Genomic DNA, 25,376 nt, shown 5'->3' on the forward strand with positions numbered 1-25,376 from the left:
AAACAGGTTCCTTACAAAAACTTTATTAGCAAATCTGTTATTCCGAGTAATAATAACCAAAGCACAAACGATGATCAACGTAATTGTATCTTATACTGTAAAACCTGAATTTGTTTCAGAAAATAAAGTGAATGTTCAAAAGTTTCTGGATGATTTCAAGCAATTGGATCAGTCAACATTTGAATACAAAGTATATGTAAAAGAGGATGGTGTAACATTTTTGCATTATTCCAATTACATCAATGAAGAAGTACAACATGAGGTTTTGAATACACCATCTTTTAAAGAGTTCCAAAAACGAAGAGATGAGAGTGGGCTGAATGATTCCCACAAAGTAGAATTCTTACAAACAATTTAATAACACAAAATTTCTGGATATACGATATAGGCATCCTGGAATTCGAAAATATAACAACTATGGAGGAACAAAGTACCAATATATGGTGGCTCAACGAGGAGTCTGAGCAAATGCTAAACAGAGGATATCTGTTAAAAGGGGAAACTGTAGACGGGGCTATCGACAGAATTACCACTGCGGCTGCCAAAAAATTATATAAACCAGAATTACAACCGGCTTTTAAAGAAATGATCACTAAGGGTTGGATCAGTTTCTCTTCTCCGGTTTGGGCAAATATGGGAACTCAGAGAGGCCTTCCTATTTCTTGCTTCAACGTTCATATTCCAGATAGTATTGAAGGAATTACTCATAAAATGGGTGAGGTGATCATGCAGACGAAAATTGGAGGTGGAACTTCAGGATATTTCGGAGAACTTCGTAACAGAGGAACTGCCGTAACTGACAATGGAAAATCTTCGGGAGCTGTTTCTTTCATGAAATTGTTTGATACAGCAATGGATGTAGTATCTCAAGGAGGTGTGAGAAGGGGTGCTTTTGCAGCTTACCTGGATATTGACCACGGTGACATTGAAGAATTTTTATCTATTAAAGACATCGGAAGTCCTATCCAGAATTTATTTACGGGAATCTGCGTTCCTGACTACTGGATGCAGGATATGATCGATGGTGATATGGATAAGCGTAAAATATGGGCGAGAGTTTTAGAAAGCCGTCAACAAAAAGGGCTTCCTTATATTTTCTTTACAGATAACGTTAACAGAAACAAGCCACAGGTTTATAAGGATTTAGGATTAACAGTAAATGCAAGCAACCTTTGTTCTGAAATCATGCTTCCTTCTACAAGAGAAGAATCATTCATTTGTTGTTTATCTTCCATGAACCTGGAATTATATGACGAATGGAAAGATACTGATGCTGTAAAACTTGCTGTTTATTTCCTGGATGCTGTTTTAACTGAATTTATTGACAAAACAGAAGGAAACTATTACCTACAGGGAGCAAGAAACTTTGCAATGCGCCACAGAGCTCTTGGATTAGGAGTTTTAGGATATCATTCTTATTTACAAAAAAATATGATCCCTTTTGAAAGCTTTGAGGCAACTCAATTCAATGCAAGAGCTTTCAAACATATTAAAGAACAATCAGAACAAGCTTCAAGAGAATTAGCTAATATCTATGGAGAACCTGAATTGTTGAAAGGTTACGGATTGAGGAATACAACCACAATGGCTATTGCTCCTACGACTTCAAGTTCTGCTATTTTAGGTCAAACTTCTCCTGGAATTGAGCCTTTTGCGTCTAATTATTATAAAGCTGGTTTGGCTAAAGGAAACTTTATGCGTAAGAACAAGTATCTAGCAAAATTATTAGAAGAAAAAGGATTAGATAATGAAGAAACATGGAGAACGATCATGTTGAATCATGGTTCTGTTCAGCATTTAACTGAATTAACAGAGGAAGAAAAAGCGGTATTTAAAACATTCAAGGAGATCTCTCCAATGGAGATTATTTCTCAGGCTGCTCAAAGACAGCAGTATATCGATCAGGCTCAATCATTGAATTTACAAATTCCATCCACAATGCCTGTAAAAGATGTAAACTATCTATATATCGAAGCATGGAAAAAAGGAGTAAAAACATTATATTATCAAAGAAGCTCATCTGTATCTAAAGAAATGATGGTAAACTTTGTATCATGTTCAAGCTGCGAAGCTTAGACCACAAATAATAAACATTTATATATGAAGCACGTTTAAAAGCGTGCTTTTTTTATTTTTATTAAATTCTTTAATACAGGGTTATATAAAATAAAAAAGCCCAGAAAGAAAATCTGGACTCTTGAAAGAATATATAAAGTAAAAATTAAAAATTATATCGAACCCCCACTTGTGCCTGGAACCTTGATGCAAACTGATCAATGGTATAAGGTAAACCCGGAGATTTAAAATTGTAAGTAGGATCTCCAGCCCCAGGTTGCCCTGTCGCTACATTTCCAACTTTCGTAAGACCCACACTGGCTGTTGAGTTGAAGGTGTTAGGTACAAAATACACTTTACCCCAATCTTTATTTAAAAGATTTGTAAAGTTGATAATGCTTAAAGAAATCTGTAAGGTATTTTTAGACTTTTCACTCAATCTGATCTCATCCATAATTCTGATATCAGCCTGTATGTTCCATGGTGTAACGTCTCCATTTCTTTGAGTAAATGTTCCTCTTCTACTGCTTAGATATTTATTACTATTAACAAAATTCTCATAATCAGCAATCTGCTGTTGAGCCGTTACTAAAACAGTTCCTCCTGCATCTTTTATAGGAACTATATACTTAGCTGCTTCAGTAGCATCTTTGAAGATATATGCCAATCCCGCAGCCTGTCCTGTATTAGCAATGGTACTGTTCACAAAGCCCCAAGAGAAAGGATTCCCCGATTGAGCATTGAAATATACATTAGCTGATAATTTATTGGATTGAGAAAGATTTAAACCATAGCCAAGATTTGCTACAATTCTATTTTTAATGGCAAAATTAGAGGTCGTTAACTGAGGATCATTAGGAGTCAGAGACTGATTCATCTGCCAATTACTTTCCATAGAGTTTCTGATACCATTTGTAATATCTTTTGCATCTCCATACGTATATGCTGCAAAGAAGTTAAACCCAAAATTATAAGACTTGGAAATCTGTGCTGTTACGTTATATCGATACCCTTCCTTGGTATTGGATAAAAGATAGGCATTAGAAAAATTACTATTGATATTTGTGGTATAGATTGGCATCTGATGATTCACATCATAGCTATAATACGTTACATTATCTGTTTTATTAACCTGCTGGAATTTCAGATCATAAAGTACTTTAGTATAGATACCTTCTAATGTCAGTTTATATCCTCCAACAGTATAATCTACGCCCAATGAGCTTCTCCAAACTTTTGGCATTTTAAAATTATTATCAATAAGGTCTACCTGAACTTTTGAAGAGTTTTGCCAATTAGCAAAATTACCACTTACCAATGGATCACCATTAGCTGCAAGCTGTGCTGTAGTTGGTGCATTATAATCATAGCTTCCAAAACCTACCCCATCATTATAATAAGCATATCCTAACCATGCAAAGGGAATTCTTCCCACAAAAATACCAGAACCTCCTCTTAATACTACAGATCTATCTTCTGTAAGATCATACGTAAATCCTAATCTTGGAGACAATGTCGGTTTATTAAGATATTTATTTGTAAGCTGGCTTAAAGGTGTATAATTATAGGTATTTCCCATATTAGGATCCTGTGGAGAATTATTAACCTTTGTACTTAAAAGTGGTTTATTTGGAAGATCAGTATAATCTACTCTTACACCAGGAGACAAACGTAATCTTCCCCAGTTGATCTCATCCTGAAAGTATAATGAAAGAAGATTAACTTTATATGAAGCGTATGGGTTATTGAAAATCGTTTCTCTGCTGTCTCCATTAAATGGATAGGTTCCTCTTATTCTTGCAGGATTTGAATTGTAGAAATCTGCAAGGCTCTTATAAGAAATCCTGCCATTAAGAGCATTTACAAAACCATAATCGATATTATATAATTCATTGTGTGTTCCTAATAAGAAAGTATGATTACCTGTTTTATAAGTTAGGTTATCGGTAATTTCAAACGTTTTTTGTTTCATATTGAAAACCGTAGCCTCTCTGTCGTTTCCTAATAAAATAGTTCCGCCATTATATCCTATTTCCACCTGTGGGAACATCGCATTGGAAGAAGTAGGGTCTCTGTAATCATTTATAGAAGAGTATCCTAGCACCAAATTATTATTCCATTTATCATTAAAACGGCTCTTCAGCTCCAAAGTAGTGGTAGAAGCATTGTTTTTCTGAATAAAGTCCATGCTTGAAAATCTGAAATTAGCACCATCTCTTTCAAGGTTTGAAGCTTGTGAAAACACCGTATTATTCTTAATTGATAACGTGTGTTTATCATTGATCTTCCAATCGATTTTATTAAAAAGCTTAGCACTTTCTGAAAAGTTATTATACTGGTTAAAGCTTCCTGTATTAAAGCCATATTTGGTACGTACAAAATCAGAAATTTGCTGGGCAACCGCGTCATTAACCAGTCCGTTGGGATCATTTGCATTATAGAAAACAGGGTCTGTTCTTTTGGTATATTCAAGATTGGTGAATAAAAATACTTTATCTTTTACGATAGGCAAACCTACTCTACCCCCATAAATAAAATCTTCAAAAGAACTTGGCATTTTTGAATTATCACCTGCTCTGTTTCTTCCTGTGATAGATGCGTTACGCCCATACACATAAAAAGATCCCTCTACATTATTACTACCACTGCGGGTAACAGCATTAATACTTCCTCCAAGAAAGTTTCCTAATTTAACATCATAAGGAGCAATATATACCTGTACGTCCTGAATGGCATCCAAACTTATTGAATTGGAACGGGTACTACTTCCCGGCATCCCCGATGTTCCGGTTTGCCCTCCTAATGATGGACTGAAACCAATGGCATCATTATTAATTGATCCATCTATCGTAACGTTGTTATAACGGAAGTTAGTTCCGTTAAAAGAGTTATTGGCACTTTGTGGAACAAGCTTGGTAACGTCCTGAATTCCTCGGTTTATATTTGGAAGTCCGGAAATTTGTGCCTGGGTAATTCCAACACCATTTTTTACAGTTGTTCTTTTAGAAGTGAGCTTTACCTCATCTATTACTTTTTCTCTGTCTTTAATCTCTACAACCGGTAAGTCATTACTTCCCAGTGAAAGTTGCACATTTGTATTCGAATAGATAACTTGTGAACCATCGGAAATTTCTATTGTATAAGGTCCTCCGGGCTGTAGATTATCCAAACTGAATTGTCCTTTGTTATTACTTTTTGTTTCAAAGGTACTGTTGGTAGGAACATGAATTACTTTTACAGTAACTTCAGAATTAATTCCTTTTAATCTTCCGAAAATTTTAGAGCTGGTTTCCTGTGAAAATGCCAAGCCAAATGACAGAAGAGCAAAAGCACAGATTATTTTTCGCTTCATATTTTTTATACTTCTAAATTGTATGGCAAAATTAGAAGCAACAAACAGGAACTGCGGTAACATACAATTAACATTACATCACATAATGTTTAATATTTCCTTAAAAAAAACTTAATTACTTTCTCATAATTCACTATATCGTCCTTTGTTAATTCTCCTGAAAATAAGCACTTTATTCAATTAATAATATTTTATTGTAAATGAACCAAATATGAACGACTTCAGTTTTATTAAATTAATGTCCATTTAAAAAATAGGAGAACATTTGAAATGAGTCGTTAAGTATTACTACGGTTAAAAAATATAGTATAATTACTATAGTACTAATTCTAAGTTACTGGTTGTAAAAAAATATTACTTTTGTGATGTCAGAATTTATTATTCCCTCAATAAATCTGATAAGAATTAAAACCGTTTTAAAAAACACAATATGTACAAAATCTTATTCACTCTTTGTGTAAGCTTTTCTTTTATAGCTCAGTCACAAAATCTTAATTTTACTGATTCAAAGTTTAAAGCTTTAATAGTAAATTCTACACCTTCCAACGAGATAGCTAAGGACCTAAATGGAAATCCTATGGCTGTAGATTCAAATGGTGATGGAGAAATACAAATATCCGAGGCACAGCAGGTAAAAATTTTAAATATAAAATCAATAGGAATTCCTGCATTTAATAATCTTCCAGGTTCTGTAGCAGATGCGCTTCTTTTTCAAAATTTAGAGGAATTATACATTAGGGATTCTAAATCTGCTGTGATCAACTTTACCAATAATAATGTGATTAAAAAAGTACTTTATGAAGGATCAGGAGGATTTATAGACAATTCGGGAATGAGTCATATTGTTCCGATTGACTTTTCATTTAATAATTGCTCCTCAGTAAAGGACGTTAATGATTTTGTAGCCAACATTAATTTGGCTCCCTATGATCCAGCTACAATCCTGAGATTTAAAAACTGTCCTCAGATTAAAGATGATATTATTTTAAATAATAAAAATATTAAAGAGCTCCATATTGAAAGCTGTAATATCAAAACACTAACTTTTACCTCATGTAATCGTTTAGATAAAATAATCGTACCTAATATAAATTCATTAACAAAAATATCCGTTTTAGGTTCAAATGGAATAACCCTTACCAATACAAATCAGGACATAAATCTTGTTGCTAATAATTGTACAAATTTACAGGAAATCATAGCAGATACTGATCATTATGATACAACGGGAGCTTATTTTACATCAGTAAATCTAAATGGCTGTTCTTCATTAAAAAAAATCAAAGGCCTTAATGTACCCACTATTGATTTTTCAAATACTGGATTAATCAATCTTGAAGAACTCGATGCATCATTCTACAACAGATATGGGTATAATACAACGTCAGGAGTTTATTTCGGAAATGTGACATCATTAAACCTCTCAGGTCTTCCCCATCTTAAACTATTAAAAGTATTCAATCAGCCGATCACAAATACGGTTAACTTCAGTGATGCAACTGCATTAGAAAACATAGATATTACAAACTCCTCTGGCTATATGGCTATTCTGAATGTAAGCAATTTATCAAATCTAAACACTCTGAAGGCAGATATTCCCAATGATTTAAATTCATCAAACACTCATTTTGACCTACAGCAGATCATGGCACAAAACTGTACTGCTTTAACCAACCTTAGCATAAATGGAAACAGAGATCTAAAAAGCTTAAATCTTCAAAACTGTTCCAGCATACAGACTTTGAATCTCGGTTCTAACTTACCTGGAAATTCACCTTTTGACAATTTCTCAGAATTAAATACTTTGAACATAAATCAATGTACAGCACTAAGAGATTTAGGTCTTACCTATACAAAAGTTCCTAATCTAGAGCTCTCCCAATGTCCACAACTTGAATCTATAGATTTTGAGTATAATTCTTCATTGGCAAGTATAAACACCTCACAAAACAGCATGTTAAAGTATGTGACACTTCGAAGTTGCCCCCTTGTTACCAACTTAGATTTTTCAAACAGTAGTATTTTAGAAGGTGTAGGTTTTTATAATATGTCGGGACTAACTCATGTAAATATTAAAAACAGTTCTTTGGAAGGATGCGAATTCTTCGGTTATGGCAGCAATTTAACAATATGCGTTGATCCTGATCAACTTACTAATCTGGAAGCTGAATATCCTGACATTAGCTTTACTACCAATTGTCCCAATACAATAAAGACACAGAGTTCCAAACTGGATAACATGATCACGAATACCAATATTTTTCCCAATCCTGTAAAAGATACATTTCAAATAAAATCATCAGATCTGGTTAAGAATGTAAAAATAGTTGATGGCCTGGGAAGATTATTACTGGATCGGAACTTCAATAAAAAAGTCTTCAAAATTGATATTTCAAATTACACGAAGGGAATTTATATCGTAAAAATAAAAACAGAAAAAACAGAAATCTCAAAAAAGATACTGAAAGATTAGTCACTTTTTAAACTCATCATTTTCATCTGAAATCATAAAATATTTGTCTGCTTTTTGTTTTATATTTGTTATAATAGTATCAATCATAAAAACTTTCAAATATGAAATTCGGACAAGTAGAAGATCCTTCAAAAATAGATTTTACATTACCAAAAGATCACAGCAGAACTAAAGAAATTCTTAAGAAAAATAAAAAGGGATTGGAAAATATCTCTATTGGATGTGCTAAATGGAATAAAACTGATCTTAAAGGATTTTATCCCAAAGGAACAAAGGATGAATTGACCTACTATGCTACTCAATTTAATTCTATCGAACTCAACGCAACATTCTATGGAATGCCTACGCCGGATCAGGTATTGACATGGAAAGAGAAAACACCGGCAGGTTTTAAATTCTTTCCGAAAATTACCAATACGGTTTCGCATTTCAGAAGATTAATTGATGTCACTGAACCGGTTACTCAATTTGCAACTTCAGTTCTTAACTTCAATGAGAAACTCGGAATGGTGTTTCTACAGTTACATGATAACTTTAAACCTAAAGATTATGACAGGCTGGAGAAATTCGTTAAAGAGTGGCCAAAAGAGGTTCCTTTAGCCATAGAACTCAGAAACACTGAATGGTTTACGGACGAAGAGATCTTTAATACCACCTGCGATCTTTTTGAGGCCCATCATATTACCAATATTATTGTAGACACGGCAGGAAGAAGAGATATGCTTCATATGAGGCTCACCACTCCAAATGCTTTCATCCGTTATGTAGGAGCTAATGCAGAAAGTGACTACGAAAGATTAGACGATTGGTTAAAGCGCGCCACCGAATGGAAAAAAGAAGGTCTTCAGAATCTGTATTTTTTCGTTCACCAGAATATTGAAAAAGCATCACCATTATTATCTGCCTATTTGATAAAAAATATGAACGACGACTGGAAAACTGATCTGCAAGTTCCAAAAATGGCTACTGAAAATAATGGAACTTTATTTTAACACCAAAAAAATCACCAGTTATTTGATCATTTTTTTGAGATTTTATAGAAATTTTTAATTTTTTACAAAATTTATTTCACTGTTTAGTGTGAAAAAAAAGTTTATTTACAAAAGCTAATTTTTTCACTAATAAATGATATATTGTAGAACACAACCCGTTATATTAAATTGTAAAAAATTAAAACTATGGAAAAAGAAATATGTACGATAAGTATCGCAAACAATTCGCTTGGTGATAATTACACTTTCTATGAAAATCAAACCATTAAAAGAATTTACGACAGCAACAATAAACATTTAGATATTACAGAGTGGCTGACGAATGATCAGATAAGTAGCCAAAGTAAAGACAAACTTGTTAAAAACTGTCCTGAAGAACTTAAAGAAAAAATCATGCTGATCTTAAATTATCCATGATTTGCTAAGATTTTAAAAATAATAATTCATAAAAAAATGACCTGCTCAATAAGCAGATCATTTTTTTTTATTGTATGTTTCGAAAGATACTTTTCTTATTTCTTTATTCTAAGGAGTAGTACCAAATTGAGAAATAGCAATAGAAAATCAAGAGTTACCCAAATTCCAAGCTTTACATTTTCATAATTATAAGCATCAATTTGTTTTTTAGCTACTTCAGATAACTTTGCGCTTTGGTTGATATAGTTCTTTACTTCCACAATCTGATCAATATTCTTGTTAGGAACTGAGTGCTGAGAAAAATAAACCAGATTCTTTTTTCCTAAATATCCGATAATCCAATATTCATCGGACTTATCCATTTTAAGGTATTCAATTCTGTAATATTCCGGGCGGATTTTTCCGATATGTTTGGCTTCGTGCTTCACATTTTTTTCCGGATTATTCACATTAATGACATAAAAATCTAATGTCTGTGGAAGTTTATTGACAACCTGCAAACCTACAGAGTTGTTCACAACACCTACAGCACTTTTTTTTATAAACCAATAGCTAAAAACTGATATTGAAAAAATAAGTGTAGCAATACGAAATAATTTTGCCCATTCAGCACCTTTTCCCGATTTTACTTTAGATAAAATAAGAGAAATAATAGAGCAGAGAAAGATAACAAAGATGATTAATCCCATATTGCAAATATACTGTTTTAAGAATTTTCAGAAGGAATGTTAATCAACATTCCATTCTTTATAGAATTGATCCAGAAATTTCAGCATGACATCATGCCTTTCCTGAGCAAGTTCTTTTCCTTTTTCAGTATTCATGAGATCTTTTAAAAGCAATAATTTCTCATAAAAATGATTGATCGTTGTTCCGTTGGATTTTTTGTATTCTTCTTTGGACATATTCAGTTTCGGCTCGATATCGGGATGGTACATTAAATTATTCTTAAAGCCTCCGAAATTAAATGTTCTTGCAATGCCTATCGCTCCAATAGCATCCAGTCGATCTGCATCCTGAACAATTTTCAGCTCAATCGGAAGATCCTTTGGTGCTTCACCTCTATTTTTAAACGAAATATTTTTAATAATAAATAAAACCTGCCCTATGATATCTTCTGAAACATTCTCACTTTCTAAAAATTCGCGTGAAACTTTTAAAGCAATAGTCTCATCACCATTATGAAATTTAGGATCAGCAATATCATGAAGTAATGCTGCCAATTCTACAACCTCATCATTACAATTTTCACTTTCTGCGATCTTTTTTGAAAGCTTCCACACCCTTTCAATATGAAACCAATCGTGTCCGGCTTCTGCACCTTCTAACTTTTCTTTTACAAACACTATTGTGTTTTCAATTGTATTACTCATTCTTTATTAATTCATTTAAAATAATATTCCAAAGCTTCTTGTTATAGTTTCTAAAAAAATTAACGTGGCCTATTTCTCCTTTTTCTGATTCGGATGCCCGTACAAGCCTATATGTTGGACTGAGGTTAGGATAAGTATCGTTCAATAAACTCTTTACTCCTTTATCCGTAAGCCAAACATCATCCTCTGCCCAGATCACAAAAACTTTCTGCGTTAATTTCTTAGAATAATCATCAATTTTTTCCAACAAACCGTTGGTTGATTTTTTATTCAAAATTAAGGTTCTCCAGTCATAAGCACAATTTTTAGGGAGACTTTCTCCTAAACCAAACCAATGTGCTGGAAAATAACCCAACAGCTGTGTAGCCAGTGGCTGTGCGATCCCAAAGCCCAGATAAGCTTCTATTTTGGTTTTAAATTTTAAGTTACCGACGAAAGCATTTTGAGTCCCGACAAAAAACAGTTCTTTAAAAATTTCAGAATCTTTATTCATTCCAAGGATCAATGCACCTACAGAATGTCCAAGACAAAATTTCTCATATTTTGCAAAGCGTGTTCTGATATACGTCGTTACTGTTTTATAATCTTCAGTTCCCCAGATACGCATGGATGCGTTGAACCCTTTCATATGATCAGGTTTTGAAAGTCCGATTCCACGGTAATCATATGTGATTACCGTAAAGCCTTTTTCAGAAAAATATTTTGCAAAAGAAAAGTAAACATGTTGTTTCACACCCGTCGCAGAATTGATCAATAACAATTTTTCATTACTATTCTCTGGCATAAAAAGGTGTGCTACAATAGAGATATGATCTGTTGTTGTAAGAACTAGCTTTTCCATATTTTAAAAGAAAAAAATCCACTCAAAAGTGGAAATTTTACTGTTCATCTATATGTTAATTGATATACTTTCGATATGTAGTAAATAGCTTTAAGCAAAGTAATCTGACATTCTTGGTAATCCCGTCTGTGATCCTTGCATAGTAGAAACTCTTAAAGAAACTTCATTACCGAACTTTACACATTCCTCTATGGAATTGTTATGACATAAAGCAATGGCAAATCCAGAGGTAAATGCATCTCCCATTCCCATTTTGTGTGCCGTTTTGTTGTCGTTATGATTTCTAAAGTATTTCATTTCTGTACCATCAAAATAAATGGTGGAATTGGTATCGTCTCTTACAAAAACTTTATTTAAGTATTTTTCAAGAACCTGCTCCTTTTGTTCTTCACCAAAAACGATATACAATTCACTGCTTTTTGCAACTACAAAGTCTACATTTTCCAAGATCTCTTCGCTTACCTTCATTGCTGGTGACGCGTAAAGACCAACTTTTTTTCCGTATTTCTTAGCTTTTTTTATGGTATACTCCACCACTTCTAAGGAAACCTCAAGCTGTACTAGAATAAGATCAACTGTCTGAAAATATCGATCAGCATCCTCAACATGTTTTGTACTTAAAAGTTTATTGGCAGCTGGTACCACTACGATTGCAGCATTACCTTCAGATGTCGTTACATAAGCAGTTCCTGTTGCTTCTCTATCCGTTTCTGCAACAAATCCAACATTTACATTCTCGTTTACAAGATTTCGCATGATCTGCTGTCCCAGAGGATCCATTCCTACGCATCCTATAAAATAAACACTTGCCCCCAATCGTGCAGTTCCCACCGCCTGATTTGCCCCTTTTCCTCCAAAATAACTATCTGAATTAATGGCTAAAACAGTATCGTTAGGAGCTGGAAGCTTTTCAGTTTCTAAGACTAAGTCGATAGAAGAGCTGCCAACAACTATAATTTTGGGTTGTACTGAAGAGAAGTTCATTGTGCTTAAATTGATTTATACAAAAATATAAAAATAGGAATACTAATATAAGAATAATTAACTTATTTCAATAAATTCTGTAACTACCTTTACTGGAGCATTATTTTTATCATATGCGATATAGCTGGCATAGAAACCTTCTCCATATCCTGTCTCAAAAGCAAAAATAGTTCCCGGATGTTCTTCAGCAGGTTTTAAGAAGGCATATTGGTCAATCGCTCCGTTTTCATCAAAGAAATATTCATGAAAAAACTCTTCATAGATCCCCATAAAATCAACCCCTTTACTATGGTATAATCTTTTTTCAAGATCATTAAGTTTCTCCTGGGTATCTACATCCATAAAACACCCCATCCCACTTTCCACAGGATAACCAAAAATTTCCTCTTCAGCAAGATCTTTTATATTTTGACCGGCAGTAGTGGCTAATTTCCATTCCGTGATTTCGGAATTACTGAAAATGATTTCAGCATATGCCACACAATTGCTTTCTCTTTCTTTGTGTAATAAGACAGAAAAATCTCCTTTTGGAAATTCTGTAGAAAAAGGTTGCATATCATTTGTGATCAAAGGATCACAAGCCACTAATTTCCCACTGGAAAGATAGATCTTTCCAACTTCAAAACTTTCCAGCACAGGACTTTCTACAAAATCCCTTGAGAATAGTTTTTTTATATTTTCTATGTGTGTCATTTCTTTTATAATTGTTTACTCTTTTCGGTTGAGTATAAATTTATACTCAGCCGAAAAGAGTAAATAAAACAATAATAGTACCTAAAGATCTATAAGCTCTTTAGCTTCTCTTCTAAAATTGCAATTTTATCCTGGGCATCTTTCTGCTTCTTGCGTTCTGCTTCTACCACTTCAGCTTTAGCATTGGCTACGAACTTTTCATTCGAAAGTTTCTTTTCAACAGAAATTAAAAACCCTTTTAAGTATTTTACTTCTTCTTCAGTTTTCGTTTTCTCTTCACCAAGATCAAGGTTTTCACTTAATGGAATGGAAATCTCTGTTGATCCAACAAGGAAAGTAAAGCTTGGTTTCTCCGTTTTTTCTCCAAAATGAATTTCTGAGATATTAGCCAGTTTTTTAATTACTGCTTCATTGTCAAAATGAGTTGCATTGGTATAAACTTCAGCCGTTTCTTTAGGAGAGATCCCTTTTGTCTGACGATAGTTTCTAACTCCCGAAATTAATTCCTGAGCTGTTTCAAAGTTTTTAATGATGGTTTCATTAAATTCTCCTGCGTTTTTTTGTTGGGCAACCACCAAAGCTTCATCTATACTTCTTTCAGAAATTAATTGCCATATTTCTTCTGATTGAAACGGCATAAATGGATGTAAAAGCTTCATTAGTTCTTCAAAGAAAGCAACTGTTTTCAGATAAACTTCTTTAGAAATACCTTCCCCATAATTCGGTTTTATCGCTTCCAGATACCAACCACAGAAATCGTCCCAAATTAATTTATAAATTAAATGTAAAGCATCAGAGATTCTGAACTTTTCAAACTGATCATTAATTTCAACAATAACTTTGTTCAACTTGTTTTCAAACCATTCTATAGTCTTAGTTTCGGCTTCATTAGCTGGTTTGTCTTCATGATCCCACATATTGATCAATCGGAAGGCGCTCCATATTTTCGTCATGAAATTTCTTCCCTGAAGCATTAAATCTTCATCAAAAAGAAGATCATTCCCTGCAGCAGAACTTAATAATACTCCTACACGAACACCATCAGCACCATATTTTTCAATTAATTCTAAAGGATCCGGTGAGTTCCCAAGAGATTTTGACATTTTTCTTCTTTGCTTATCCCTTACAATACCCGTAAAATAAACATTTTTGAAAGGAACTGTCTTTTTGTATTCCAATCCTGCCATAATCATTCTGGCTACCCAGAAGAAAATAATATCCGGACCGGTAACCAGATCTGAGGTAGGATAATAATATTGAATATCCTTATTTTCAGGATCCAATAGCCCATCAAACACAGACATAGGCCATAGCCAAGAAGAGAACCATGTATCTAAAGCATCCTGATCCTGTGTTAAGCTGTCAGCTGTCAGCTCTTGATTCCCTGTTTTTTGTTTTGCTAGCTCTAAAGCTTCTTCTTTTGTTTCAGCAACTACGAAATCCTCGTCTCCAGTGCCATAATAATAAGCGGGAATTTGTTGTCCCCACCACAGCTGACGGGAAATATTCCAATCACGGATGTTTTCCATCCAGTGCTTATAAGTATTTTTAAACTTCTCAGGATAGAATTTGATCTCATCATCCATTACCACATCCAATGCTGGCTGAGCAAGTTCAGACATTTTCAAGAACCACTGAACAGAAATTTTAGGTTCAATCACAGCACCTGTTCTTTCGGAAGTTCCCACTTTATTTACGTAATCTTCTGCTTTTAGCAAAAGGTCATTTTCCTGTAATTCTTTTGCGATTTGTTTTCTAACTTCAAATCTGTTCTTCCCTGCATAATGTAATCCATGCTCGTTAAGATTTCCATCATCATCCAAAGCATCAATCATTTTTAACTGATGTTTTTGTCCGATTTCGTAGTCATTGGTATCATGAGCCGGCGTAATTTTCAATGCACCTGTACCAAATTCGATATCTACATACTCATCTTCAATAATTGGAACTACTCTGTTAACGATTGGTACAATTACATTCTTACCTTTCAGATGAGCGTATCTTTCATCATTCGGATTGATACAAACGGCAGTATCCCCAAAAATAGTTTCAGGACGTGTTGTTGCTACAGAAAGAAATTCTTCTGAGCCTTCAATTTTATATTTAAGGAAATATAATTTTCCGTTTTGTTCTTTGAATATTACTTCTTCATCAGAAATATTCGTTTTCGCCTCCGGATCCCAGTTAACCATTCTGTATCCTCTGTAGATCAAACCTTTATTATAAAGATCAACAAAGCTTTTGATAACCTGTGCAGAAAGCTTGTCCTCCATGGTAAATCTGGTTCTGTCCCAATCACAAGAACAACCTAATTTTTTTAACTGCTCAAGAATAGTCCCACCATATTTGTTGGTCCATTCCCATGCATGTGTTAAAAACTCCTCGCGGGTAATATCTGATTTATTAATTCCTTCAGATTTCAATTTAGCAACAACTTTAGCTTCAGTAGCAATCGAAGCATGATCTGTTCCAGGGACCCAGCAGGCATTAAAGCCCTGCATTCTTGCACGGCGGACCAGAACATCCTGAATGGTATTATTCAACATATGACCCATGTGTAAGATCCCCGTAACGTTTGGCGGAGGAATTACAATAGTATATGGTGGCTTATCATTAGGTTCTGAATGGAAAAATTTATTTTCCAACCAGAAGTTGTACCATTTTTGTTCTGTTTCCTGTGGATTATACTTTTCTGAAATCTGCATAAATTCTATTTCTTTAGCTTACAATTTGCAAAAATAGCTTAAAGAAAAAATATTTTCAGTATGAATTAAAATAATTTTTAACTTTGTTTCTCAAAATTTATCTAACAAACGTATTAACATTCAAGAATATGAAAAAATTAATTGCAGGAATTGCACTATTTGGAACATTTGCTATTGCATCTGCGCAGACTATCACTTTTGATAAAACTACTTTTGACTATGGTGTTATTAAGCCAGGTTCTGATGGTACAAGATTTTTTACAGTAACTAACACTGGTGATAAGCCTTTGGTTATTTCTAATGTAAAACCTTCTTGTGGATGTACAACTCCAGAATTCAGTACAGATCCTATTATGCCGGGAAAATCTGCTAAAATCAAGGTTGGATATAACACCACTATTATTTCGCCATTCAACAAAATGATCGAGGTATTTTCTAATGACCCTGCAAACAGCAGAACAGTAATTTACATTAAAGGTGATGTACAAGGAACCGCTCCTCAGGTTACTGCTGCTGCTCCGGCAAAAGTAGAAACTCCGGCTGACGCTAAAGCTGCTAAAAAAGCTGCTAAGGAAGCTAAAAAAGTAACAATCGCAAAATAAGCTTTACTCAGAAAAAATAAAAACCGTCTACATGTAGACGGTTTTTTTATTACATTTATTTCAAATAAACAAATTATGGACACCAATTTCTCGGATGACTTTGAAATAAAAGGAAAATTTTCTATCAAAAAAACATCAACAGAATATCAAGGACCACTTACTAAACAAGAGGGGCAGGCATTATTATCTATAGAAAAAGAAAAACTTCGTAATCTTCAGGAAAAATTATATGCGGATGGGAGTAAATCTCTTCTTGTCATCCTGCAGGCAATGGATGCAGCAGGAAAAGACAGTTTAATTGAACATGTTTTTGGAGGAGTAAACCCACAAGGATGCAATGTGACGAGCTTTAAAACTCCCAGCTCAAAGGAATACTCACATGATTTTTTGTGGCGCCAATACTTGGCTTTACCTCAAAAAGGAATGATTGGTATTTTCAACCGCTCTCATTATGAAAGTGTTTTAGTTTGTAAAGTACACCCCGAATATAATCTTAGCGAAAAGACATGGAATTCTGTAAAAGAATTTGATAATAAATTCTGGGAAAACAGATATGAAAGTATAAGGAATTTTGAAAAGCATCTTTCTCAAAATGGAACAACAGTTATCAAAATATTCCTGAATGTTTCAAAAAAGGAACAAAAACAAAGACTGTTAGACAGAATTAATGAACCCGAAAAAAACTGGAAGTTCTCATCTGCCGATCTTCCTGAAAGAGCATTATTTGATCAATATATGACTGCTTATGAAACAGCTATTAATGAAACTTCAAAAGAGTATGCACCATGGTATGTACTTCCGGCAGATAACAAGTGGTTTGCAAGAGTAGCCGCTATTCAGATTATCATTGATACCTTAGAAAAAATGGATCTCAAATATCCTCAACCCTCTGAAAAAGATGTAAAAGCTTTAGAAGAATCTAAAAAGATTTTAGAAAAGGAATAAAAAATATCGTAATGAAAGTTAGGAGTGGATGGTGGCAATGTAATTTTAAAATCTAAACAAAAAAAATCACGAGAAAATCTATAAGCCGGATTTTGTACTTCAAAGAAGTGCCTGTTATTTATCTGCGTCTTACATTGCTGCAAAACTTTTGCTGATTACCCCTCGGCTTTCAGAGCGAGCAACTCCTATTCTCATTTCTGAAAAGAACCGATATACTTATCATTGCACCGCAAAGAGTTTACCTGGTTTCACTACAGCCGAACTGTACTTGCTTTCTGTTGCACTTGTCCTACCCTCACGGGTGACGGATGTTATCCGCTTTGCTGCTCTATGGTGTCCGGACTTTCCTACCTCTGTCGAAACAAAGATCAACAAGCCGACTTTCTCGTGGGTGCAAAGATAGGTGTTAATTTGAAAATGTGGTAATTTGAAAATAAGTAATTTTTATACTACGGGAATGTGTTCAATATGATGACTGTAAGGCTAATATTTAGTTTTAATCCAAAACACATAAATAATTATAAACATTTTCTATTTGAATTCTCAAATTAACACATTATTACTATCTTCGTGCGATTATACATCTATTTTGATTTCCAGAGAAAAAGAATTTGCCCAACTTATAAAAGATAATCAAGGATTGATTATTAAAGTTTCGCGTCTTTATACCAACTCGCTGGAAGATGAAGAGGATCTATTTCAGGAAATTGTATTACAGCTTTGGAGAAGCTACGATTCCTTTAAAGGAAACTCGAAAATTTCTACATGGATGTATCGTGTAGCCCTTAATACAGCCATTACTCTTTTCAGAAAAAAAAGCAAAAGTTTACCTACGAACGAGCTTGACATCAATCATAAAGATTTTATAGAAGATGATGATGAAAAACAGCAACAGATCTCTCTTTTATATACAGTAATTAAAACACTGCCTAATGTAGAGAGAGCTATAGTAATGATGTATTTGGATGATTTGCCTTATAAGGATATCGCAGAAAACCTCGGGATAACTGAGGTAAATGCACGTGTGAAGATGAACAGATTAAAGAAAACCCTTAAAGAACAGATGGAAAAATATGCCTGATTTTGATTTAGACAGCTTTAAGAAAACATGGCAGGAACAGCCTGTTCAGCAAAAATACGATAATAGTGAAATTCTTAAAATGTTAAACAGAAAGTCACGTAACTACGTGAAATATATTTTCTGGATCAGTGTTTTTGAATTCTTACTTTTTTCCGTTATGGGATTATTTTACTTCTTCAAAGGAGAAGAGACCAATGGTTTCCTAAATGTTTTAGAAAAACTGGGAGCCCAAAAAACGCCAGAAGTGGAAAATAGCTTTGATACTATTTATCTTATACTTAAGATCTCAAGTCTACTGGTCACGGCTTATTTTGTTTATAAATTCTACCAAAACTATCGTAGAATAAGAATTGAAGAAAACCTTAAAGGTCTTATCACCAGAATTATTAAATTTAAAAAAACAGTGAATGCTTTCATTTTAATAAGCATTGTCTTATTAGTAGCCTTCACTTCAATTTTTACTGTTTTCATATTTTATGCCTTAAATTCTCAAAATATCGAACCTGCTAATTCGGCAGTTATTATTTTTATTATCGGGACTATTTTAAGCACAGGGCTTTGTGTATTGCTGATTTGGTTATACTATAGATTGGTTTATGGAATTATCATGAGAAAACTGGACAAAAACCTGGCACAACTAAAAGATATTGATTCTCAGGAAAATTAATTCTCTTAAGTTATTTTAAGATTTATTTGTTATTTTAGATAAACAAATCTTTTGATATGGCTTTATCTTATGTATCCGGAGCTTCGAATATTCCATTACTGGGAGAGACAATCGGTAGTAACTTAAAAAAAACAGTCGAAAAATTTCATGATCATGAGGCGTTAGTTTCTGTTCAACAGAATTACCGTGCAAGCTATAAAGAGTTTTATGATCAAACGACAACTGTTGCCAAAGCGTTGATCTCTTTAGGTGTAAAATCAGGAGATCGAATCGGAATCTGGTCTGCCAACAGATATGAATGGGTATTGCTTCAATATGCCACTGCCCGAATAGGGACTATTTTGGTTAATATCAACCCTGCATACAGAACGCATGAGCTTACCTATGTTCTGAATCAGTCAGAAGTTCGTTTTATTTTTTCTTCTCTATCATTTAAAACCAGCAATTACAAAGAAATGGTGGAATATGCCCAGGAAGTATGTCCTACATTAGATGAGGCCATTTTCTTTAATGAAAGTTGGGATCAGTTTTTAAAAAACGGAGAATCAGTTTCTGATGAAATATTGCTAAGTTTTGAAGAAAGTATAGAATTTGATGATCCTGTAAACATTCAATATACATCTGGAACAACAGGATTTCCAAAAGGCGTTACTCTTTCCCATCATAATATTTTAAACAATGGATACTTCATTGGAATACGGTTGCGATACACAGAAAGAGATCGCGTTTGTATTCCGGTTCCATTTTATCATTGCTTTGGAATGGTGATCGGTAATATTTGCTGTGCTGCTCACGGCGCCTGTATTGTGATTCCTAATGAAAGCTTTGATCCCGATATTACGCTAAAAGTGGTTTCTGATGAAAAATGTACTTCCTTGTATGGAGTGCCTACCATGTTTATTGCCGAGTTGGCTGTAAAAGATTTTGACACCTATGATTTTTCGAATCTAAGAACCGGTGTTATGGCTGGGTCTGTATGCCCACCTGAAATTATGAAGAAGGTAGAAAACCTTATGAATATCAAAGAAATGAGCATCTGTTATGGAATGACAGAAACTTCTCCCGTTTCTACTCAAACATTGATTGGAACTCCTTTGGAGAAGCAGGTCAGTACAGTAGGTACCATTCAGGATCATCTTGAAATAAAAATTATTGATGAAACTGGTAAGGTTGTTGAACGTGGAGAACATGGAGAATTGTGTACCAGAGGATATTCGGTAATGCTAAAATACTGGAACGATCCGGAAAATACGCGAAAGGTTCTGGATGATGCGAGATGGATGCATACTGGAGATCTTGCGGTAATGGATTCTGAGGGGTATATCACGATCTCCGGAAGGATAAAAGATCTGATCATTCGCGGTGGCGAGAATATTTCACCAAAAGAAATTGAAGACTTTTTATACACTTATCCTAACATTTTGGATGTTCAGATAATAGGAGTTCCAAGCGAAAAATTTGGGGAAGAAGTTATGGCCTGGGTTAAGGTGAGAAATGGGTTTAAAGTATCCGAAGAAGAACTTCTTGATTATTGCAGGACAAAAATTGCCCATTATAAAATCCCTAAATACTGGAAATTTGTCGATGAGTTTCCAATGACGATCTCTGGAAAAATCAGGAAAGTAGAAATGCGTGAGATTTCTGTTAAAGAGCTAAAACTAGATCAAATAAAGAACAAATAGATTCTTTAAATATAAAAATGCCCGGAGATCCGGGCACTTCTATTATTATTAAACTTATATTAAAGTTCTTTTCTTAATCTTGCAACAGGAATGTTAAGTTGTTCTCTGTATTTTGCGATTGTTCTTCGGGCTATATTATACCCCTGTTCTTTTAAAATGACAACCAACGCATCATCTGTAAGTGGTTTTCTTTTATTTTCTTTACTGATAACTTCCATAAGATGGGTTTTGATCTCTTTTGTAGAAACCTCCTCTCCATCATCGTTCGTTAAACTATCAGAAAACAGGTCTTTAAGATATATAATACCGTTTGGAGTATCGGCATATTTACTCTTTACTACTCTTGAGATCGTTGATATATCAAAACCAGTGATATCTGCAATATCTTTTAGGATCATTGGTTTTAAAGATTTTTCATCTCCGGTAATAAAATATTCTTTCTGGAATTTTACAATAGCCGTAATAGTCTGCAATAAGGTATTTTGACGCTGATTGATCGCATCAATATACCATTTTGCTGCATCTAGCTTTTGCTTGATAAATAATGCGGCCTGCTTATGTTCAGAAGAATTTTTATCGTGGGAATAGGTCGTTAGAATATCTTTATATTCCTCAGAGACTCTTAGAGTCGGTGCATTTTTACTGTTAAGCATTGGAATAACCAATCCGTCTTTTACCTGAATCACAAAATCCGGAATAATCTCCTGATTAATCGTAATAGTCTGGGTATCAAAGTTTCCGCCAACTTTTGGAGATAATTTGGAAATCTCCTCCAAAGCATCTTTCAGATCCTCTTCTTCAATATCATACTTCTGAATGATCTTATTATAATGCTTATTGGTAAGTGCATCAAATTGATGTCTGAGGATATTGGCAGCTAAAGAAACTGCTTTATCAGAGCTTACTTTCTTTTCTATTTGTAATAGAAGACATTCTTGCAAACCTCTTGCTCCAACTCCAGACGGATCCAGCTTTTGAACATAGTTTTCTAAAATATCTTCTGCTTTTTCAGTAGTCGTATAAATTCCCTGAGAAAAGGCTAAGTCGTCAACAATAGATTTAATTTCTCTTCTTAAATAACCATCAGTATCTAAGTTTCCAATAATATATTCTGCGATCTTTATATCTTCAGGGTTAATATTTGCCAGGTGAATCTGCTCCAGCAAGTAATCATATAAAGACTGACCTTCTGTTAATAAACTTTCATTATCAAATTCCTCATCATCTGCAGAATAGTTACTGGAAGCTGTTTTATAACTAGGTTCATCATCATAGATATATTCATTCACATCAAAATCCGTTTCAATGCTTTCATTTCCTTCATTTTCATAGGTATCTTCAAGAGCTGCATAATCATCTTCTTTAGATTCCTCTTTAGCAATTTCCAAGGCAGGATTTTCTTCTAACTCTCTTTCCAATTCTTCTTCAAATTCCAAAGTATGAAGTTGAATCAGCTTCATTAGTTGGATCTGTTGCGGAGCCAGCTTTTGTCCTAACTTGAGTTGTAAGTGTTGTTTCAGCATATTACTCTTTGTGTTTTAACATAACATATTCCACGAATTTAATGAATTTTTTTCAAAAATTTCATATTTAGCATGATTTTTGCATTATAATATTTAACATAATAAACTATTATAAAGTAAAAAAAGCCTTAAAATTTAATTTAAGGCTTTTTTTATATCTAAAACTCAGCGCTTTTCGGTGTCCTTGGGAAAGGAATCACGTCTCTGATGTTGGTCATTCCTGTTACGAAAAGGACAAGTCTTTCAAGACCCAATCCAAATCCTGCATGTGGTACAGAACCAAATTTTCTCGTATCCATATACCACCAAAGTTCTTCTTCTTCCACATGCATCTCTTTCATTTTAGCTCTTAAAACTTCAATTCTTTCTTCTCTTTCAGAACCGCCAATAATTTCTCCAATTCCAGGGAAAAGAACGTCCATTGCTCTTACCGTTTTATTATCATCATTCAAACGCATATAGAATGCTTTGATGTCTTTTGGATAATCAAATAAAACTACAGGACTTTCAAAATGCTTCTCTACAAGGAATCTTTCATGTTCAGATTGAAGATCAGCTCCCCAACTCTCGATCGGGAATTGGAATTTACCTTTTTTATTTTCTTTAGAGTTTAATAATATATCAATAGCTTCTGTATAGCTTACACGCATAAAACGCTTTGCTACTACATTTTGTAATTTCTCAATAAGCCCTTCTTTTGCTCTTTCTTTTTCCGGTTTAGATTTTTGTTCTTCAACAAATCTGTTATCCAGGAACTCCAAATCATCCTTACAGTTATCCAGTACATACTGAATTACATATTTTAAGAAATCTTCAGCAAGATCAATATTGTCTTCAAGGTTGTTAAATGCAACTTCAGGCTCTACCATCCAGAATTCTGCAAGGTGGCGTGTTGTATTAGAATTTTCTGCACGGAAAGTAGGTCCGAATGTATAAATTCTTCCTAATCCCATTGCAGCAGTTTCCCCCTCCAACTGTCCAGAAACCGTTAGGTTTGTTTTCTTACCAAAGAAATCCTGGCTGTAATCAATCTCTCCGTCTTCAGTTCTTGGAATATTGTTTAAATCAAAGTTTGTTACTCCAAACATTTCTCCTGCACCTTCAGCATCTGCACCGGTAACTATTGGTGTATGGATGTTGAAGAACTGGTTCTGGTTAAAGAATGAATGAATAGCAAAGGTTACTGCATGACGTACTCTGAAAACAGCTCCAAACAAATTGGTTCTGAATCTTAAGTGCGCCTGCTCACGAAGCTTTTCTAAGCTATGTTTTTTAGGCTGAAGAATTGTAGTTTGCAATTCTTCTGTAAAGTTGTCACCTAAAATAATGATCTTTTTAGCAATAATTTCCACCGTTTGTCCGGCACCCTGGCTTTCTACTACTTCTCCAACTATTTTAAGAGAAGAAGCTGTACTAATTTTATTGATAATTTCTTTATCAAAATTTTCAAAATCAACAACTATTTGCAAATTATTAATTGTAGATCCATCATTAAGTGCTATAAAGCGATTTGCACGGAAAGCTTTCACCCAGCCGTATACCGTAATGTCATGATGTAATACTTTTTTGTAATCCTGTAGGATTTCTTTAATCGTCTGCTTTTTCATTTGTTGATTATAAATTTTCGTATAAAAATTAATGTCCGCAAAGTTACAAAAAAACAGCGCAAGTTGATGATTGCACTGTCTTTTAAAAAATCAATAATCAATTATTTAATCTAAAGTCCACTTGTTTCTGTTTATTTAATTAAAGAAGATAGTCTTCTTTCGCCGTTTACCATTTCTGATTTTCCAGGCATGATAGGAGCTTGGAACATCATACTGCCATTTTGGAAGCAGTAAAATAATTAAGATCACATCGATATGGGAGATTAATCCTAAACCAATCGCTATGTAAAATGCCCAGCCAATTTCCTGAAATCCTATCAGATAAGTAAATGCAATCAGTAAACTCAATCCCCACATTTTTGCTAAAAAAGCATGAGTACAGGTTTCTTTTCCAAATTTCCAGAGGCTTACCATATAACAAAGGGCTTCCATAATAAAAATCAGAAGTATACCTTCCCATTCATTTTTTATCATTTCCGGGTAAAGGATGTAAGATGAAACACCTAAAGAAAGCCAGAAAATAAGATCCGTCTGACTATCCAATCTTCTTAATTTTTCTGATGAAACCCCAGTCTTTCGGGCAATAATTCCATCAAAAATATCGGTCAGTAATCCAATGTACATTAATATTAATATCGAAGACCTTGAATCCCCACCTTTAAAATAACTTAAGAGAATAACAACAGGAGCAATAAAAAATCTTATTGCAATAAGTAAATAGGGTAACTTTTTCATAATGCTGTATTTTTAAAATCTAAAATTTACACTCGTCTCTACTGAAAAGGAATTAAAACCAGAAGGGACTGCATGCTTTGCCCAAAGCCGATATGGCATATAGGAAACCTGAATCCCCAACCCAAAATTATTTTTCCAAAACCTTACTCCCTGTCCAATCCTGATTGAAGAGACACCTTCTATATTTGTATCAATGTATACCGTGTTTTCACTAAGGTCATCTTTTCTGTTATCAGAAATATTTTTATCATTAAAGAAAAGATTATGGAGACTCAATTCACTTACCCATTCTATATTGTTATTTCCAACGAGATACTCTTTTACCATTCTTATTCCTACATTGAAAAGGAATTCTTTAGAACGGATATTGTAAAACAGTCCTTTTTTTTCATATTCAAAATTGTACCGGCTTCCGCTATGGTAAAAATTTAACCCGAATTCAAGATGCGCTTTATTTTCATCAATAGGATATCGATACCAATAGCCTAAATAAACACCAGGTATTTGTCTTTCTTTATAAGATGAAAAACTCAGAAAGCTTCCTGCTTCAATCATTGATCGCTTATCACTTTTCCTAGTTTCTATAAGTACTTGTGCATGAAGGTTTACAACCATCAGAACACAAAGAATTAGTATTTTCATTTCGAAG

21 protein-coding genes and 1 other RNA gene are annotated in these 25,376 nt (G+C 33.9%); 10 read left to right on the forward strand and 12 right to left on the reverse strand.

Translation table 11 applies throughout. From position 1 onward, the window contains the following. Positions 1-70: 70 nt before the first annotated feature. Both J7E44_RS19595 and J7E44_RS19600 read left to right on the forward strand, forming a co-directional pair. Entirely contained in the window at positions 71-358 is a 288-nt protein-coding gene (locus tag J7E44_RS19595; protein ID WP_214832746.1) for a hypothetical protein, read from the forward strand. A gap of 59 nt (positions 359-417) precedes the next feature. Further along, entirely contained in the window at positions 418-2,076 is a 1,659-nt protein-coding gene (locus J7E44_RS19600; RefSeq protein ID WP_214832749.1) for a ribonucleoside-diphosphate reductase subunit alpha, read from the forward strand. Between the two features lie 145 nt (positions 2,077-2,221). On the opposite strand, the gene J7E44_RS19605 is transcribed toward J7E44_RS19600, so the two are convergent. Further along, the gene (locus J7E44_RS19605) at positions 2,222-5,407 is read right to left on the reverse strand and encodes a TonB-dependent receptor (protein WP_214832751.1); all 3,186 of its coding nucleotides are present in this window, start codon (positions 5,405-5,407) and stop codon (positions 2,222-2,224) included. A gap of 430 nt (positions 5,408-5,837) precedes the next feature. Here J7E44_RS19605 and J7E44_RS19610 point away from each other — a divergent pair, with 430 nt between their 5' ends. From J7E44_RS19610 to J7E44_RS19620, 3 genes are all read left to right on the forward strand, one after another. Continuing rightward, positions 5,838-7,880 (forward strand): T9SS type A sorting domain-containing protein, encoded by a 2,043-nt coding sequence (locus J7E44_RS19610; RefSeq protein WP_214832753.1) that lies wholly within the window; start codon positions 5,838-5,840, stop codon positions 7,878-7,880. 101 nt (positions 7,881-7,981) lie between these two features. Then, positions 7,982-8,872 (forward strand): DUF72 domain-containing protein, encoded by an 891-nt coding sequence (locus J7E44_RS19615; protein WP_214832755.1) that lies wholly within the window; start codon positions 7,982-7,984, stop codon positions 8,870-8,872. Positions 8,873-9,058: 186 nt separating this feature from the next. After that, positions 9,059-9,289, forward strand: coding sequence for a hypothetical protein (locus J7E44_RS19620; RefSeq protein ID WP_214832757.1), 231 nt, complete (start codon positions 9,059-9,061; stop codon positions 9,287-9,289). Between the two features lie 95 nt (positions 9,290-9,384). Here J7E44_RS19620 and J7E44_RS19625 read toward each other — a convergent pair whose 3' ends face one another. The 6 genes from J7E44_RS19625 to J7E44_RS19650 form a co-directional block, all read right to left on the reverse strand. Continuing rightward, positions 9,385-9,978, reverse strand: a complete 594-nt coding sequence (locus tag J7E44_RS19625) for a hypothetical protein (protein ID WP_214832759.1) — start codon at positions 9,976-9,978, stop codon at positions 9,385-9,387. Between the two features lie 39 nt (positions 9,979-10,017). Continuing rightward, the gene (locus tag J7E44_RS19630; protein WP_214832761.1) at positions 10,018-10,662 is read right to left on the reverse strand and encodes an HD domain-containing protein; all 645 of its coding nucleotides are present in this window, start codon (positions 10,660-10,662) and stop codon (positions 10,018-10,020) included. After that, positions 10,655-11,503: an alpha/beta hydrolase family protein gene (locus J7E44_RS19635; RefSeq protein ID WP_214832763.1), complete on the reverse strand. Its 849-nt coding sequence runs from the start codon at positions 11,501-11,503 to the stop codon at positions 10,655-10,657. The genes J7E44_RS19630 and J7E44_RS19635 overlap by 8 nt, the downstream gene beginning before the upstream one ends. Positions 11,504-11,593: 90 nt before the next feature. Beyond that, entirely contained in the window at positions 11,594-12,487 is an 894-nt protein-coding gene (locus J7E44_RS19640) for a PfkB family carbohydrate kinase (RefSeq protein WP_214832765.1), read from the reverse strand. Positions 12,488-12,544: 57 nt separating this feature from the next. Beyond that, positions 12,545-13,180 carry a DUF4241 domain-containing protein gene (locus J7E44_RS19645; RefSeq protein ID WP_214832767.1) on the reverse strand — a complete coding sequence of 212 codons (636 nt, stop codon included), beginning with the start codon at positions 13,178-13,180 and terminating at the stop codon, positions 12,545-12,547. An 89-nt stretch (positions 13,181-13,269) separates the two neighbouring features. Further along, positions 13,270-15,885: a valine--tRNA ligase gene (locus tag J7E44_RS19650; protein ID WP_214832769.1), complete on the reverse strand. Its 2,616-nt coding sequence runs from the start codon at positions 15,883-15,885 to the stop codon at positions 13,270-13,272. A 128-nt stretch (positions 15,886-16,013) separates the two neighbouring features. Here J7E44_RS19650 and J7E44_RS19655 point away from each other — a divergent pair, with 128 nt between their 5' ends. Both J7E44_RS19655 and J7E44_RS19660 read left to right on the forward strand, forming a co-directional pair. Next, a complete protein-coding gene (locus tag J7E44_RS19655; protein ID WP_214832772.1) occupies positions 16,014-16,487 on the forward strand; it encodes a DUF1573 domain-containing protein in 474 nt (157 codons plus the stop codon). A gap of 75 nt (positions 16,488-16,562) precedes the next feature. After that, a complete protein-coding gene (locus tag J7E44_RS19660; protein ID WP_214832774.1) occupies positions 16,563-17,432 on the forward strand; it encodes a polyphosphate kinase 2 family protein in 870 nt (289 codons plus the stop codon). 65 nt (positions 17,433-17,497) lie between these two features. Here the strand turns inward: J7E44_RS19660 and rnpB are convergent. After that, an RNA gene (gene rnpB / locus J7E44_RS19665) (RNase P RNA component class A) lies at positions 17,498-17,820 on the reverse strand. A gap of 201 nt (positions 17,821-18,021) precedes the next feature. Here rnpB and J7E44_RS19670 point away from each other — a divergent pair. The 3 genes from J7E44_RS19670 to J7E44_RS19680 are packed head-to-tail and all read left to right on the forward strand — an operon-like array spanning position 18,022 to position 20,862. Then, positions 18,022-18,513 (forward strand): RNA polymerase sigma factor, encoded by a 492-nt coding sequence (locus J7E44_RS19670; RefSeq protein ID WP_172280093.1) that lies wholly within the window; start codon positions 18,022-18,024, stop codon positions 18,511-18,513. Further along, entirely contained in the window at positions 18,506-19,180 is a 675-nt protein-coding gene (locus J7E44_RS19675) for a DUF8845 family protein (RefSeq protein ID WP_214832776.1), read from the forward strand. The genes J7E44_RS19670 and J7E44_RS19675 overlap by 8 nt, the downstream gene beginning before the upstream one ends. A 56-nt stretch (positions 19,181-19,236) precedes the next feature. Further along, positions 19,237-20,862, forward strand: coding sequence for an AMP-binding protein (locus tag J7E44_RS19680; RefSeq protein ID WP_214832778.1), 1,626 nt, complete (start codon positions 19,237-19,239; stop codon positions 20,860-20,862). Between the two features lie 59 nt (positions 20,863-20,921). Here J7E44_RS19680 and rpoN read toward each other — a convergent pair whose 3' ends face one another. The 4 genes from rpoN to J7E44_RS19700 form a co-directional block, all read right to left on the reverse strand. Continuing rightward, positions 20,922-22,385, reverse strand: a complete 1,464-nt coding sequence (gene rpoN, locus J7E44_RS19685) for an RNA polymerase factor sigma-54 (RefSeq protein WP_214832780.1) — start codon at positions 22,383-22,385, stop codon at positions 20,922-20,924. Between the two features lie 158 nt (positions 22,386-22,543). Beyond that, a complete protein-coding gene (asnS, locus tag J7E44_RS19690; protein WP_214832782.1) occupies positions 22,544-23,992 on the reverse strand; it encodes an asparagine--tRNA ligase in 1,449 nt (482 codons plus the stop codon). Between the two features lie 135 nt (positions 23,993-24,127). Then, positions 24,128-24,727, reverse strand: a complete 600-nt coding sequence (locus tag J7E44_RS19695; protein WP_214832784.1) for a CDP-alcohol phosphatidyltransferase family protein — start codon at positions 24,725-24,727, stop codon at positions 24,128-24,130. 12 nt (positions 24,728-24,739) lie between these two features. Then, positions 24,740-25,369: a hypothetical protein gene (locus J7E44_RS19700; protein ID WP_214832786.1), complete on the reverse strand. Its 630-nt coding sequence runs from the start codon at positions 25,367-25,369 to the stop codon at positions 24,740-24,742. Between the last annotated feature and the right edge of the window lie 7 nt (positions 25,370-25,376).

Origin of the sequence: Chryseobacterium sp. ISL-6, assembly GCF_018613715.1 — a bacterium.
GTDB lineage: Bacteria > Bacteroidota > Bacteroidia > Flavobacteriales > Weeksellaceae > Chryseobacterium > Chryseobacterium paludis.

What these genes read in the sequence shown, in the direction of transcription:
- J7E44_RS19635 (WP_214832763.1), bottom strand. Translation starts at nt 11,503, where the DNA reads ATGGAAAAGCTAGTTCTTACAACAACAGATCATATCTCTATTGTAGCA.
- rpoN (WP_214832780.1), bottom strand. Translation starts at nt 22,385, where the DNA reads ATGCTGAAACAACACTTACAACTCAAGTTAGGACAAAAGCTGGCTCCG.
- J7E44_RS19625 (WP_214832759.1), bottom strand. Translation starts at nt 9,978, where the DNA reads ATGGGATTAATCATCTTTGTTATCTTTCTCTGCTCTATTATTTCTCTT.
- J7E44_RS19630 (WP_214832761.1), bottom strand. Translation starts at nt 10,662, where the DNA reads ATGAGTAATACAATTGAAAACACAATAGTGTTTGTAAAAGAAAAGTTA.
- J7E44_RS19645 (WP_214832767.1), bottom strand. Translation starts at nt 13,180, where the DNA reads ATGACACACATAGAAAATATAAAAAAACTATTCTCAAGGGATTTTGTA.
- J7E44_RS19660 (WP_214832774.1), top strand. Translation starts at nt 16,563, where the DNA reads ATGGACACCAATTTCTCGGATGACTTTGAAATAAAAGGAAAATTTTCT.
- asnS (WP_214832782.1), bottom strand. Translation starts at nt 23,992, where the DNA reads ATGAAAAAGCAGACGATTAAAGAAATCCTACAGGATTACAAAAAAGTA.
- J7E44_RS19675 (WP_214832776.1), top strand. Translation starts at nt 18,506, where the DNA reads ATGCCTGATTTTGATTTAGACAGCTTTAAGAAAACATGGCAGGAACAG.
- J7E44_RS19600 (WP_214832749.1), top strand. Translation starts at nt 418, where the DNA reads ATGGAGGAACAAAGTACCAATATATGGTGGCTCAACGAGGAGTCTGAG.
- J7E44_RS19615 (WP_214832755.1), top strand. Translation starts at nt 7,982, where the DNA reads ATGAAATTCGGACAAGTAGAAGATCCTTCAAAAATAGATTTTACATTA.
- J7E44_RS19610 (WP_214832753.1), top strand. Translation starts at nt 5,838, where the DNA reads ATGTACAAAATCTTATTCACTCTTTGTGTAAGCTTTTCTTTTATAGCT.
- J7E44_RS19595 (WP_214832746.1), top strand. Translation starts at nt 71, where the DNA reads ATGATCAACGTAATTGTATCTTATACTGTAAAACCTGAATTTGTTTCA.
- J7E44_RS19695 (WP_214832784.1), bottom strand. Translation starts at nt 24,727, where the DNA reads ATGAAAAAGTTACCCTATTTACTTATTGCAATAAGATTTTTTATTGCT.
- J7E44_RS19700 (WP_214832786.1), bottom strand. Translation starts at nt 25,369, where the DNA reads ATGAAAATACTAATTCTTTGTGTTCTGATGGTTGTAAACCTTCATGCA.
- J7E44_RS19605 (WP_214832751.1), bottom strand. Translation starts at nt 5,407, where the DNA reads ATGAAGCGAAAAATAATCTGTGCTTTTGCTCTTCTGTCATTTGGCTTG.
- J7E44_RS19655 (WP_214832772.1), top strand. Translation starts at nt 16,014, where the DNA reads ATGAAAAAATTAATTGCAGGAATTGCACTATTTGGAACATTTGCTATT.
- J7E44_RS19620 (WP_214832757.1), top strand. Translation starts at nt 9,059, where the DNA reads ATGGAAAAAGAAATATGTACGATAAGTATCGCAAACAATTCGCTTGGT.
- J7E44_RS19680 (WP_214832778.1), top strand. Translation starts at nt 19,237, where the DNA reads ATGGCTTTATCTTATGTATCCGGAGCTTCGAATATTCCATTACTGGGA.
- J7E44_RS19640 (WP_214832765.1), bottom strand. Translation starts at nt 12,487, where the DNA reads ATGAACTTCTCTTCAGTACAACCCAAAATTATAGTTGTTGGCAGCTCT.
- J7E44_RS19650 (WP_214832769.1), bottom strand. Translation starts at nt 15,885, where the DNA reads ATGCAGATTTCAGAAAAGTATAATCCACAGGAAACAGAACAAAAATGG.